Annotated in this window: 16 protein-coding genes; 7 read left to right on the forward strand and 9 right to left on the reverse strand. The window is 68.7% G+C overall.

Going from position 1 to position 12,605, the window contains the following annotated elements:
- Nucleotides 1–24: 24 nt before the first annotated feature.
- From QRN13_RS01400 to QRN13_RS01415, 4 genes are read right to left on the reverse strand one after another with little or no spacing between them, the layout of a single operon-like run.
- Entirely contained in the window at nt 25–762 is a 738-nt protein-coding gene (locus tag QRN13_RS01400) for a lysophospholipid acyltransferase family protein (protein WP_066552743.1), read from the reverse strand.
- On the reverse strand, nt 763–1,407 hold the full coding sequence (locus QRN13_RS01405) for a YdcF family protein (protein ID WP_066627937.1): 645 nt from the start codon (nt 1,405–1,407) through the stop codon (nt 763–765). It abuts the gene before it with no gap.
- Nucleotides 1,404–2,318 (reverse strand): cell division protein FtsX, encoded by a 915-nt coding sequence (locus QRN13_RS01410; protein WP_084375396.1) that lies wholly within the window; start codon nt 2,316–2,318, stop codon nt 1,404–1,406. The genes QRN13_RS01405 and QRN13_RS01410 overlap by 4 nt, the downstream gene beginning before the upstream one ends.
- Entirely contained in the window at nt 2,315–2,995 is a 681-nt protein-coding gene (locus tag QRN13_RS01415; RefSeq protein ID WP_284876545.1) for a cell division ATP-binding protein FtsE, read from the reverse strand. Before QRN13_RS01415 ends, QRN13_RS01410 begins: the two co-directional genes overlap by 4 nt.
- 101 nt (nt 2,996–3,096) lie before the next feature.
- On the opposite strand from QRN13_RS01415, the gene QRN13_RS01420 reads away from it, so the two are divergent.
- From QRN13_RS01420 to QRN13_RS01440, 5 genes are all read left to right on the forward strand, one after another.
- A complete protein-coding gene (locus QRN13_RS01420) occupies nt 3,097–4,035 on the forward strand; it encodes an MJ0042-type zinc finger domain-containing protein (RefSeq protein ID WP_284876546.1) in 939 nt (312 codons plus the stop codon).
- On the forward strand, nt 4,028–4,561 hold the full coding sequence (locus QRN13_RS01425; protein ID WP_055754434.1) for a phosphoribosyltransferase: 534 nt from the start codon (nt 4,028–4,030) through the stop codon (nt 4,559–4,561). Before QRN13_RS01420 ends, QRN13_RS01425 begins: the two co-directional genes overlap by 8 nt.
- 160 nt (nt 4,562–4,721) lie before the next feature.
- Complete coding sequence (rplU, locus tag QRN13_RS01430; protein WP_017506418.1) at nt 4,722–5,276, forward strand: 50S ribosomal protein L21; 555 nt, start codon at nt 4,722–4,724, stop codon at nt 5,274–5,276.
- A 96-nt stretch (nt 5,277–5,372) separates the two neighbouring features.
- Entirely contained in the window at nt 5,373–5,660 is a 288-nt protein-coding gene (gene rpmA / locus QRN13_RS01435) for a 50S ribosomal protein L27 (RefSeq protein WP_039244031.1), read from the forward strand.
- 167 nt (nt 5,661–5,827) lie between these two features.
- On the forward strand, nt 5,828–6,361 hold the full coding sequence (locus tag QRN13_RS01440; RefSeq protein WP_045810625.1) for a GNAT family N-acetyltransferase: 534 nt from the start codon (nt 5,828–5,830) through the stop codon (nt 6,359–6,361).
- 16 nt (nt 6,362–6,377) lie between these two features.
- Here the strand turns inward: QRN13_RS01440 and QRN13_RS01445 are convergent, their stop codons facing one another.
- Both QRN13_RS01445 and QRN13_RS01450 read right to left on the reverse strand, forming a co-directional pair.
- Nucleotides 6,378–6,575 (reverse strand): hypothetical protein, encoded by a 198-nt coding sequence (locus tag QRN13_RS01445; protein WP_039244035.1) that lies wholly within the window; start codon nt 6,573–6,575, stop codon nt 6,378–6,380.
- A 115-nt stretch (nt 6,576–6,690) separates the two neighbouring features.
- Nucleotides 6,691–7,206 carry a hypothetical protein gene (locus tag QRN13_RS01450; protein ID WP_055807750.1) on the reverse strand — a complete coding sequence of 172 codons (516 nt, stop codon included), beginning with the start codon at nt 7,204–7,206 and terminating at the stop codon, nt 6,691–6,693.
- Nucleotides 7,207–7,380: 174 nt separating this feature from the next.
- On the opposite strand from QRN13_RS01450, the gene QRN13_RS01455 reads away from it, so the two are divergent.
- Nucleotides 7,381–8,583 (forward strand): threonine ammonia-lyase, encoded by a 1,203-nt coding sequence (locus tag QRN13_RS01455; protein ID WP_284876547.1) that lies wholly within the window; start codon nt 7,381–7,383, stop codon nt 8,581–8,583.
- Nucleotides 8,564–9,079, forward strand: a complete 516-nt coding sequence (gene bamJ / locus QRN13_RS01460) for a BamJ family beta-barrel-assembly machinery protein (RefSeq protein WP_284876548.1) — start codon at nt 8,564–8,566, stop codon at nt 9,077–9,079. The genes QRN13_RS01455 and bamJ overlap by 20 nt, the downstream gene beginning before the upstream one ends.
- A gap of 333 nt (nt 9,080–9,412) precedes the next feature.
- On the opposite strand, the gene queG is transcribed toward bamJ, so the two are convergent.
- The 3 genes from queG to QRN13_RS01475 form a co-directional block, all read right to left on the reverse strand.
- The gene (gene queG, locus QRN13_RS01465) at nt 9,413–10,540 is read right to left on the reverse strand and encodes a tRNA epoxyqueuosine(34) reductase QueG (RefSeq protein ID WP_284876549.1); all 1,128 of its coding nucleotides are present in this window, start codon (nt 10,538–10,540) and stop codon (nt 9,413–9,415) included.
- A gap of 231 nt (nt 10,541–10,771) precedes the next feature.
- Nucleotides 10,772–11,458, reverse strand: coding sequence for an FtsZ-binding protein FzlA (gene fzlA / locus QRN13_RS01470; protein WP_284876550.1), 687 nt, complete (start codon nt 11,456–11,458; stop codon nt 10,772–10,774).
- Between the two features lie 61 nt (nt 11,459–11,519).
- Complete coding sequence (locus QRN13_RS01475; RefSeq protein WP_284876551.1) at nt 11,520–12,512, reverse strand: cation diffusion facilitator family transporter; 993 nt, start codon at nt 12,510–12,512, stop codon at nt 11,520–11,522.
- Between the last annotated feature and the right edge of the window lie 93 nt (nt 12,513–12,605).

Here is a 12,605-nt window from a genome sequence, read left to right on the forward strand (position 1 = left end):
ATGAATGGCGCCCGAGCGGGGAGGTCAGGCCGGTTCAGAATGCGCAAGCTGGGCCTTCGGCTCCAGCAGCGCCAACGACGCCGTCTCTATGCGACTTTCCAGCAACGCCATCATCGCGCCGCGCTTCAGCTGGGCCGGAATCGGCTCAAGGAATTCGAAAACGACCGTGCCGGGATACCGGCGGAAACCATGAGCCGGCCAGTGGACGCCAGAGTTGGTGGCGACGGGCCAGCAGGGGCCTTCCAGATCGCGATAGATGGCGGCGACGCCGGGCTTGTAGTCGCCTGGCACGCCCGGATCGTTGCGCGTGCCCTCGGGGAAGATGACGATCTGGCGGCCTTCGGACAGGCGGTCGCGCGCCTGTCGCGTCATGTCCTTCAGCGCCTTGGCGTGGCCCGCGCGATCCACGGCGATCATCTTGGCCTTCCAGGCGAACCAGCCGAAGAAAGGCAGGGGCATCAGCTCCTTCTTCATCACGAAACAGGCGTCGGGCAGGACGGCCAGCAGGGCCACGATGTCCAGCATCCCCTGGTGTTTGGACGCGATCAGGGCGGCGCCGGACGGGGCGTGCTCCAAACCGCGCACCTCGACCTTGACCCCCGCGATCCAGCGCAGGCCGAACAGGACGATCTTCGCCCACAGCTTGCACACGCCCTGTACATAGCGGTGCGGCAGCAGCAGGACCGGCGACAGGCCGATGGCGATGATCGGCATCGACAGATAGAGCCAGGCGGTGAAGATCAGGGAACGCAGGGTGTTCACTTAGGACGCGGCCTTTTCGTCAGGGGCGGTTTCGCTCTCCGCCGGTACGGCGGCGGGCCGGTCGCGGGTGATGCGGCGCACGCCCTCACGCCCCAGGACGGCGAGGTATTTCATATATTCCAGCGTCATCCGACGCGCGGTCACCGCCGCCCGCCACCAGCGCGCATTGTCCAGCGACGGGGTGGAGATGGCGTAGGGCGTCAGTTTCACGCCCGGCAGCTGGCCCCGGATTTCGACCAGCGAACGCGGCATATGATAGTCGGAGGTCACGACGATCAGGCTGCGATAGCCCTTGGCGCGGCTCCAGGCGGCGATCTCCTGGGCGTTGCCGACGGTGTCCTCGGCCTCGAAACCCAGATCGACGCAGCAGTTGAACAGGCGGCTGGAGCCGGGGGTCAGCTCGCGCAGCTCCTGACGGCGCACCTCGCGATTGACGCCGGAGATCAGCACCCGCTCGCCCTTGCCCTGTTCCAGCAGGCGGATGGCGGTGTTGACCCGTTCGGACGACGGACCGGTCAGGGCCACGATGGCGTCGGCGCGGGCGGGGTCGTCGGCCGGCGTCAGTTCGCGCACCCGGTGGGCGAAGGCGAACAGGCCGACCAGCCAGATCAGACCGGCGATGAAGATGACGCTCAACAGTCTCATGCGCCCCCTCCCTCTGTCGGCCGTCCTGAAGCCAGCATTCGCATGGCGGCGAATCTCGCCGCGAGAACCGCAACCGTAGCCGCGAGCAGCGGGCAAGGCGAGAGCAACGCCAGGTCGCTCCAGCTGATCGGCAGGGCCGCCGTCAGGCCGCCCGATCCGCCGATGAACCGCAGGAGGATCAGAAGAACCGCCGCCAGTCCGGCGCCGATCGCGCCCGCGCCAGCCGCCATCAGGCCGAACCGCCGCTGGAACAGCCAGGCGATGGCGCCGTCTGTCGCGCCGTTCAGGCTCAGGGTCTCGATCACGCCTTGACCGGCCGCCAAGCCTGCCCGGGTCGCATATGCGATAGCGGCGGCCGCCGCGAAGGCGACGGCCAGGAAGGCGGCGCCGGCCAGGACCGTGATCATGCCGGCGGACCGCTCGACCTCGCCGCGCCACAGGCTGTGATCGTCCACCGTGGCGTCCAGTCCGGCCTCGGCCAGGGCGCGGCTCAGGGTGACGGCGCTGGCGGGGGCGTCGCGGTTCAGCCGCACGGTCACCAGATGAGGCAGGGGCAGGTCGGGCAGGACCGCGTCGCCCAGCCAGGGGCGCAGCAGGTCCTCGGCCGCCTTGCGGCTCAGGGCGGCGGCCTCCTCCACCCCATCGACGCCCGACAGGGTCTCGGCCGCGCGGGCGGCGGCGGTGTCGCCGGTTTCGCCGACGCGGGGGCGGACCTGGACGGTGGCCTCGGCGCCCAGCTGTCGGGCCCAGCCGTGCGCGGCGCGGTCGGCGGCCGAGGCGGCGACGGCGGCGAGGCAGGCCAAAAAGCACAGGACGGCGATGACGGTCATCAGCCACGGCTCGCCGGCCGCGGCGGGCGGCAGCAGGCCGGGCCGGCGGCTGGAGAGGCTGAAGTCGGACAGGCGGATCATGCGGCGGCCCGCGAGGGTTCGCCGAGCCGTCCGGCCTCCAGCCTCAAGACGCGCGCGCCCGACCGCTGGGCTAGAGCCTCGTCATGGCTGGCGATCAGGACGGTGGCCCCCAGCTTGTTCAGCGACTGGAACAGCCGCAGCAGCTTGTCGGCCATGACGGCGTCCACGCTGCCGGTCGGTTCGTCCGCCACGATCAGGCCGGGGCGGGTGATGACGGCGCGGGCGATGGCTAACCGCTGCTTCTCGCCGCCGGACAGGGCGGGGGGACGGGCCTCCATCCGGCGACCCAGGCCCACCCATTTCAGCATCTCGCGCACGTCGTCGGCGTACTCGGCCTCGGACCCGCCCGCGAGACGTAAGGGCAGGGCGACGTTGTCGAAGGCCGACAGGTGGTCCAGCAGGCGGAAATCCTGGAACACCACGCCCATCCGCCGCCGAAAGGCCGGGATGTCGCGACGATCGATCCGCGTGACATCCGATCCGAACAGGCGGAGGGTTCCCGTTCGGGGTTGGTCCGCCAGCGTCAGCAGACGCAGCAATGAAGACTTTCCGGCCCCGGACGGCCCGGTAAGAAAGTGGAAAGAGCCGCGCGGCAAAATGAGGTTAACGTCCCGCAGCACGTCGGGCGCGCCGACATAGCCGAAGCCGACGCCGGACAGGCGAACGGTCTCGGTCATAGCGGCGGGTTCGGCAGGCGAGGACGGCATGGTATGTGTTTCAGGAACAGGGCGCGGCGTCGCGCCTTACGGGAGGGGGCGACAGCCTCGCAGTCAGCCACATGATACTGACCTGCCCCGCCTGCGCCACCAGCTATTTCATTCGTGACGAAGCCGTAGGCCCCGAAGGCCGCAAGGTGCGCTGCCAATCGTGCGGCGAAGTCTGGCGCGCCACGCCCGACGAGCCGCTGGAACTGACCTTGGCGCCCGACCCGGCGGTCGCCGCCGCCGCCACGCCTGCAACCCCGCCCGAACCCGATCCCGCACCGACCGCCGCCAGCCTGGCCGAAACGCCGGCGCCGGAGTTGCCCCGGGCGTTCCGCGCTCGCGCCGATCGCCAGAAGAAGCTGCGCCGCGCCGCCACCCAGGGCGTGATCTGGGCGGGTCTGGCCAGCGTCTTCATCGGCCTGATCGTTTCGGCCTTCCTGTTCCGTGTCGAGATCGTTCAGGCCTTCCCCCGAGCCGCTTCGGCCTACAAATTCTTCGGCGCGCCGGTCAATCCGGTCGGGTTGGACTTCGAAGCCCTCACGGCCAAGGCTGCGCCGAACCATCCCGGCATGGTCGTGGTGTCCGGCGCCATCCGCAATGTGCGCGACGTAGAGATCGTCTCGCCGCCGATTCGCGTGGCGCTGCTGGACGCCGCCGGCGCCGAGGTCGGGTTTAAGATCGTAAAGATCGACGCGGCGCCGATCCTGCCGGGCAAGGTCCAGGGCTTCGCCGCCCTGATCCCCGATCCGGGCGGCCACGGGGCCGGGATCGGCGTCGACTTCGCGCCGGCCAGCCCGGCGCCTGCCAAACCCCCAGCTGAACACGGCGGACATGATGCGAAGGCCGCGCCCGCGCACGCAGCGCAGCCCGCCGCCGAAACCTCGCAGGGGCTGCGCTCGGCGACGGCGCCCGGCGCCGAGGCGCCGAACACGGCCGCGCCGATCGACGCGCGGCCGGTCGGGGCTGTGGACAAGGGGCATGGTGAGGCGGTATCGGCCTCGCATCATGGCTGATCCCTCCCCGACGCCGACCGTTCTTCTGTCCGAGGCCGAGGTGGCGCGCATCGTCGCCGACCTGGCCCAGCGCATCGCGCCCGTCATCGACGACGACACGGTCGCCGCCGTGCTGCTGACCGGCGGCCTGTGGTTCGCGGCCGACCTGACCCGCGCCCTGTCGCGCGTTGGCCGCAACGTCCGTTTCGACGCCCTGTGGCTGGCCTCCTATGGCGACGAGCAGACCAGCCGGGGCCGGATCGACGTCTATGCGCCGTTCCAGCGCCCGATCGCGGGACGCCGCGTCCTGATACTGGACGACGTGTTCGACACCGGCCTGTCGCTGGCCGAAGCGGTGCGCATCGCCAAGGACGCCGGCGCGTCCGAAGTCCTGACCTGCGTGTTCGCCAGGAAGCCCTGGCCCAAGCCCCGCGCGCCCGAGCCGGACTTCGTCGGTTGGGAGGCGCCGAACCGCTTCCTGGTCGGTTATGGCCTGGACCACGCCGGCACGCTGAGGGGCCTGCCGGACATCTGCGCCCTGGACTGAGTTTCAGACGCGGCGACAGCGGGGATAATCCGTCCGGGGCTGAATTTCGGCCCGGTTCGGCGTTGACTCTCCGACACCCTTCCGTATATGTCGCCGCTCTTCGCCGCCGGGGCCCTCTCCGGGGGCGTATCTTTTTTTGCGTTTGCGCTGAGGCTTCAACATGTACGCGGTGATCAAGACCGGCGGCAAGCAGTACCGGGTCCAACCGGGCGACACCATCGTCGTCGAAAAGCTCGACGGCGACGCCGGCGCTGAGCTGAAGTTCGACAGCGTCCTGATGCTGGGCGGCGACAAGGGCGTGACCCTGGGCGCCCCCCTGATCGACGGCGCCTTCGTCGGCGCGACCCTGGTCGAGACCCGCAAGGGTGAGAAGATCAAGATCTTCAAGAAGACCCGTCGCCAGGGCTATCGCCGCACGAACGGCCATCGCCAGATGGAATCGGTCCTGCGCATCACCGGCATCGAAGGCGCCGGCGAGACCGCCAAGTGGGACGGCAAGGTCGATCTGACCACCAAGGCCGAGATCAACCTGCGCGCTCGCAACCTGGCCGCTCGTGACGCCACCTCCTCGCTGGGTTCGACCGAGACGGTCGTGACCGACGTGGACGGCGCCGAGGTCAAGGGCGTCGTGGTCGAGAGCTCGGCTCCCGCCAAGAAGGCTCCGGCCAAGAAGAAGGCCGCGCCCAAGGCTGAAGCCGCCGGCGACGAAGCCTAAGACATTCACCGGCGCCTCGGCGCCAGACCTAAGTTACGGACGCGCTCAAGTAGGCCGAAAGGCCGGTAGCGCACCAAGAAAGTACGGAGCGGCAAGATGGCTCACAAGAAATCCGGTGGTTCGTCGCGTAACGGTCGCGACTCTGAGTCGAAGCGCCTTGGCGTGAAGAAGTATGGCGGCGAGCGCGTGCTGGCCGGCAACATCATCGTGCGCCAACGCGGCACCACCTTCCACGCCGGTGAGAACATGGGCATGGGCCGCGACCACACCCTGTTCGCCCTGACGAACGGCGCTGTGAAATTCACCACCAAACGTGGCGGCCGTTGTTACGTGTCGATCCTCGCGGCCAATGACGACGCCGCTCAGGCGATGGCCGCCGAGTAACGCAGTCTGGACCTTCCCGGATCGCGTTGCTCCTGCCAGCAGCCGATCCGGACCAGGGATGATAATCCGCGGGGAGTCTGGATCACCAGGCTCCCCGTTTGCGTTTCCCCGCCTCGAAGACCGTCCGAGCCCTTTAAGGAGATGGTCGACAATCCGAGGCAACGCCCATGTGCGTCATCGAAACCTCTCCTGTCGTCGAGACCCGGCGCCTGATCCTGCGCGCGCCCGCGCCCCAAGATGCGCCGCGCATCGCCGCCCTGGCCAACGACCTGGACATCGCGCGCATGACCAAGCGGATGCCGCATCCGTTCCAGATGCGCGACGCCGACGACTTCGTGCTGCAGGTGGCCTCGCAGGATCCCAGGCGAGCCAACACCTTCGTCATCGACCATGAGGACGTGGGGCCCATTGGCGTTATCGGCCTGTTCGAGGGCGAGGACCGGGTGCCGGAAACCGGATACTGGATCGGGCGTGAATACTGGGGTCGGGGCTTCGCCACCGAGGCGCTGGACGCCGCCCTGGTCTGGGCCAGCCGCAAGTGGAAGCGTCGGGCGCTGGTCGCAGGGCATTTTGCCGACAATCCGGCCTCTGGCCGCGTGCTGGAAAAGGCCGGCTTTCTCTACACCGGCGAGACGCGCCGGGCGTGGAGCCGGGCGCGTCGGGCTGAGGCGGATACGCGCATGATGGTGTGGCTGGCCTGACGGCCAGCCCGCAGGATCAGCCGCCCGCCAGGGCGGGGCCATAGACGGCCGCGACGGCGACGGCGCCCACCACCAGCATGGCGCCCGCGCCGGCGATGAAGGTGGCGATGGTCTTGGACCGGCGACGCCGCATGCCGCCCGCCTTGTATTTGCGGATGATGACCGACGGCCCTCGCGTAAAGGCCTCGGATCCTATGATATTGTGTTGGGACAAGAAAAAAGCTCCCCGAACTCTCGCACAGAAGCAGCGATCAGTCCGGGGCGCTCGTGGTCAGAAGATGGCGATCCGCGTTACCGGGGTCGCATCTTCGTGAGAAGGGGTATGCGGGTCACAGGGTGACGGAGACGACCCGGCCGCCGCGCGTCTGCACCGACTGCATCAGCACCAAGGGCGCGTCGCCCGAGGTGACCGGCACGATCAGGAACCAGCCGCCGTCAGGCAGGCCGTCGAAGCGGAAACGGCCGTTCTCGCACCGCTCGGAGCGGACATAGTTGCGATAGTCGGCGTTGGCGTCGGCGACGGTGCGGGCGCGGACGACGGCGGCAGGCACGGCTGCGCGCTGGGTCGAACCGTACAGGGTGCGAATGCGGGCGCGGGTGTAGGGGGTGTCCGGCGTCAGGCCGACACTGGCGACGCAATCGAAGGCCTTGCCGTCCCGGGCGAAGGCGATCTGGCCCTGGATGCTGTTGCGGCCGGGCATTTGGGACCAGCCGAAATCGGCCTCGTTGAAGGCGGCGGGGCCCCCGTTCGGCAGGCCGCCGCCGGCAGTGGGCGCACAGGCGGAGAGGGCTGCGGCGGTCAGGGCGAGAGCCAGGCCAGGGGCGGCGAACGAACGGATCGACATGGGGCTTCCTCCGGGATTTCGGGGTCGTGGGGGACGACTTCCCCCACTATCGCACGACAGGCCGGGCGACTTCCACGCTCAAGATTCCCCCTCTGGACCCGGACCCGACAACGCGCGAAACAGGCCCGACAACGCGCCCAGTCGTCGAGGCGCGACAGCTCGGAAACGCCCCGCATGACCGTCACCTTCGCCGATATCCAAGCCGCGCGCACCCGGATCGCCGGCGCGGTCGACCGTACCCCGACCCGCTATTCCAGGAAGCTGTCGCAGCTGACGGGGGCCGAGGTCTGGGTGAAGTTCGACAATCTGCAATTCACCGGCAGCTTCAAGGAGCGCGGCGCCCTGAACCGGCTGCTGATGCTGAGTCCCGAGGAGATGAAGCGCGGCGTGGTGGCCGCCAGCGCCGGCAACCACGCCCAGGCCCTGGCCTATCACGGCGGACGGCTGGGCGTGCCGGTGACCATCGTCATGCCCGAGGGCACGCCCTTCGCCAAGATCAACGGCACCCGCTCGCACGGGGCTACCGTGGTGATCGAGGGGCTGGACTTCACCGGTTCGACCGAGGCGGCCAAGCGGCTGGAAGCGGAAAAGGGCTATGTCTTCGTCTCGGCCTTTGACGACGAAGGCATCGTGGCGGGCCAGGGGGTCTGCGCGATCGAGCTTCTGGAGGATGCGCCCGAGGTTGAGGCCCTGATCATCCCCATCGGCGGCGGCGGGCTGATTGCGGGCTGCGCCATCGCGGCCAAGGTGATGAAGCCGGACATCAAGGTCTTCGGCGTCGAGGCCGCCCGCTATCCCTCCTTCACCGCCAAACGGGCGGGCCAGCCGCCGGTCTGCACCGGCCAGACCATCGCCGAGGGCATCGCCATCAAGGCCGTTGGCGACATTCCCTTCGCCTTGGCCGACCCGCTGGTGGACGAGGTCTTCGTCTGCGAGGAAGCCGACTTCGAACGGGCCGTCGCCACCTATGTCACCTATGAGAAGACGGTGTCCGAAGGCGCGGGCGCCGGCGGTCTGGCGGCCCTTCTGGCCTATCCCGACCGGTTCAAGGGGATGAAGGTCGGGCTGGAGCTGTGCGGCGGAAACATCGATGCGCGGATGCTGGCGGTCGTCTTAAACCGCGAGATGGTCCGTGAGCGGAGATTGATCGTCTATCGCATTCTGGGCGACGACCGGCCGGGCATGTTGTCGGCCATGGCGGCGGTGATCGGCGGTCTGGGCGGCAACATCATCGACGTGGTCCACAACCGCCTGGCGCTGGACGTGCCGGCCAAGGGCGCCGAGTTCGACATCATGGTCGAAACGCGCGATAGCGCCCACGCCGACGAGATCGGCGAGGCCTTGAAGGAACGCGGCTATGAACTTCGGATGGGGTAAGGCGGCAATCGTCGCGGCCTTCTTGCTGTCGGGCTGCGGCCAGGCCGAGCCGGTCGATCCGAACGCGGGCAAGGCCGAGGCGGCCGCCTTCATGGCCAAGAACGCCAAGGAAGAGGGCGTCCAGACCCTGCCCAGCGGCCTGCAATACAAGGTGGTGCAGGCAGGACCGGCCGGCGGTGTCAGCCCGGACCGCAACGACCTGGTCAAGGTCGATTACGAGGGCAAGCTGGTCGACAACAGCGTGTTCGACAGCTCCTTCGCACGCGGCGCGCCGGCGGTGTTCACGCCCGAGGAGGTCGTCAAGGGCTGGACCGAGGCGCTGCAAAAGATGCGCGTCGGCGACGAATGGCTGCTCTATGTCCCGCCGGAGCTGGGCTATGGCGAGCGCAGCAGCCCCAAGATCCCGGCGAATTCGGTGCTGATCTTCCGGCTGAAACTGCTGGACGTGGCCAAGGTGCCGGGCGGCGGATCGGGCGTCGGCACGGCGATGGGGTGACGGCTGCCGTCTCCTCCCTGCGACGCGGGGAGGTGGCGCGGCGCTTCTTTAGCGCCGTGACGGAGGGGGTCTCCACCGCATCGCAGGCGCCTGTGGGGCGTCGAGAGCCCCTCCACCCCTTCGGGGTCCCCCTCCCCATTCCATGGGGAGGAGACGAAAAGTGCACTGCGAATTTTTTGAGTGCACTTTCGTGCAGATTTTTGCGAGCGGTTTGCAGTTCTCCGGCGAATGTCAAAGACCAGGCGGGCAGTATAGCTCAGCGCGCGAGGGCGGCAGGGTAGCGGTCGCTGGTCGTCTTCAGGGCTTTGAAATCGCTGCGGTTCGTTATGGCGGTTATGCGGGTTGAGCGGTTTCGGACCGTCGCCATTCGGCCATAACCTGAGGGTCGGTCTCGGCCGTTGCGCCGGCCAAGGCCGCGAACTCGCCGGACGGCGTCAGTTGCGACAGCGCCCAGACGGCGGCGCCGCGCACCAGGGGCGAGGGGTCGGTCAGCAGGGCTTTCGTCGGGGCGATCAGGCTTTCGTCACCCGAGTTACCCACGGCGTAGAGGACGTTCCTGAGGAAGCGATCACGGCCGATCCGCTTGACCGGGCTCTTGGTGAACAGGGCTCGGAAGGCGGCGTCGTCGAGCGCCAGCAGGTCGTGCAGGCGCGGGCTTTCCAAGGCTTCCCGCGGCAGCAGGCGAATTTCGCGGGCTTCCTGCGCGAACTTGTTCCACGGGCAGACCGCCAGACAGTCGTCGCAGCCATAGATGCGCGATCCGGTCAGGGTGCGGAACTCGACCGGCCAAGGGCCCGCGAACTCGATGGTCAGGTAGGACAGGCAGCGCCGGGCGTCGAGCTGGAACGGGGCGGGGAAGGCGTTCGTCGGGCAGGCGTCGAGACAGGCGGTGCAGCGGCCGCAGTGTTCGGTCTCGGCCGCGTCGGGCTCGATCTCGGCGGCGGTCAGGATGGTGCCCAGAAACAGCCAGTTGCCGTGGGTGCGGCTGAGCAGATTGGTGTGTTTGCCCTGCCAGCCCAGGCCGGCGCGCTGGGCCAACGGCTTTTCCATCAGGGGGGCGGTGTCGACGAAGACCTTGATGTCGGCGCCGTTGCGGGCCGCGATCTGACCCGCCAGCTGTTTCAGCCGGCCCTTGATGACCTCATGATAGTCGTCGCCGCGCGCATAGACCGAGATGTAGCCGGATGACCGGTCGGCCAGCTGATCCAGCGGGTTCTGCTCAGGGCCGTAGTTCATGCCCAGGACGATGGCGGTCCTGGCCTCGTCCCACATGACGGTCGGATGCTGGCGGCGATCCAGCGTCGTTTCCATCCATTCCATGTCGCCATGCCGACCCTCGTCCACGAAATGACGCAGCCGCTCGCCCGCCGGCCAGGCGTCGACCGCCGAGGCGAACCGGCAGACATCGAAGCCCAGCTCGGCCGCGCGCTGGCGGATGAAGGTTTTCAGGCGGTCGGACACGGGGCGGGGGATAGCACGTATTTTCGTCACCGCCCGACGCAAAGGGCAAACGCTTCTCCCTCCCCGTCCGGAGAGGGTCGTCGCGCAGCGACGGGGTGGGGGCGGCCCGGCTGGGCCGCACGTACTTGGAATGAAGACATATCGTGGGACGTCGCCTTGCCGCCCCCACCCGACCTCGCTGCGCTCGGCCACCCTCCCCGGACGGGGAGGGAAAAGATTTGCGCTATCGCCTCAAAAATCCAGATCCGCGTACCAGGCCGAGGGCGGCACGCCGACGAAGCGATCGCCGAGCAGGGGGCGGAAGCAGGGGCGGGATTTGAGCTTGGAGTACCAGGTCTTCAGACCGGGCCAGGTCTTCCACTGGATTTCGCCGAAATAGTCCAGCACCGACAGGTGGGCGGCGGCGATCAGATCGGCCTGGGACAGGCGGCGGCCGGCCAGCCAGTCGCGCGCGGCGACCAGGTCCTCCAGCATAGCGAGGTGGGATTTCAGGGCGTCGCGCCCGTCGCGCAGGGCGCGGGCCTCGGGCGGCCCCAGCTTCAGCAGTGGTTTTTCCATCCGCTCGTGCAGCAGAACGGCGTCGACTTCGTCCATGAAGCGGCGCTCGAACCAGCCGGTCAGACGGCGCGCCTCGGCCCGTTCGGCCAGATCGGCGGGCAGCAGCACCGGCCCCTTCTGCTGATCCTCGATCCACCCCAGGATGGCGGGCAGTTCGCACAGCACCAGCGGACGGCCGCGATCCATCGTCTGGATCACCGGCGGCAGGCCGGACGGATTGAAGTCATTGACCGGGCAATCGTCCTCCCACGGACGGACCGGGGTGTCGGTCCATTCGATCCGCGCCTCTCCCAGCGCCAGTCGCGCGGCGCGCGAGGCGGGCTGGAAGGCGAAGTGGAAGAGAACGCAAGGGTCGGCCATCTGCGGTTGATGCGCCCGGACCCGTTAATGCGCGTTTACTGCATTGAAATTGGACGCAAGGTCAGGACCATGGCCCCTTGGGCGCTGGGCCGGTCGGCGCGGGCGCGGTTTGCGGCTCGGCGGGAGCCGCGGCCGGGATCGCAGGCTGCGGACGGGCGTGGCCGCGCGGGTCGGCGTGGATGAGGATGTCGGCGGTGGGATATTGGGCCAGCACCCGGTTCTCGGCGGCGACGACGATGGCGTGGGCGGCGTCCAGCGTCTGGTGCGCGTCCAGGTCGACATGCATCTGGACCATCATCACCTGACCGGACATGCGGGTGCGCAGCTGGTGCACGCCGAAGACCTGGGAGTCGGCGAGGACGGCCTTGGTGATGGCGGCGCGGTCGGCCTCGGGCACGGCGCGGTCCAGCAGGTGATCGGCGGCGGCCTTCAACATGCCGGTCGCGCCCCAGAACAGCCAGACGGCGACGACGATGCCCGCCGCCGCATCCAGCCCCGGAGCGCCCAGGAAGGCGCCTGAAATCACGCCGATCAGCACCACGACGTTGGCGGCGAGGTCCGCCGCATAGTGGGCGCGGTCGCCGGCGACGGCGACGGAGCCGGTCTTCTTCAGCGTCTGCGTCTGCATCCACACCAGCCAGGCCGTGATGACGATGGTGGCGACCACGATCCCGCTTGCCCACGCGCCGGCGGTTACGGGACGGGGGTCGAAGATGCGCTGCACCCCCTCCCAGGCGATGAACAGGGCCGAGGCGAAGACCAGCCCGGCCTGGACCAGGGCGGACAGGGCCTCGCCCTTGCCGTGGCCATAGCGGTGGTTTTCGTCGGCCGGGGCGGCGGCCCAGCGCACGGCGAAGAAGGTGGTCAGGGACGCCGCCAGATCCAGCACCGAATCCGCCAGGGTCGCCAGGATGGAGACCGAGCCTGAGGCGCCGAGCGCGAACGCCTTCATCGCGATCAGCACCACCGCGACCCCGACAGACAGGCGGGTGATGCGGCGCGTGGCCAGATGGGCGTCGTCAAGCGAGGCGGGGGCGGGGGCGGGCGTCGTCATTATCGGCTTCTTCTCGCGCAATCGTGGCTGAAAGCCAACCGCTGGCCCAAACGGGTCGTTCCGTCAGAAACGATCATGCTCTAGGGGGAAGGC

Source organism: Brevundimonas sp. MEB006b, from assembly GCF_030209705.1.
In the GTDB taxonomy this organism is placed as follows: domain Bacteria; phylum Pseudomonadota; class Alphaproteobacteria; order Caulobacterales; family Caulobacteraceae; genus Brevundimonas.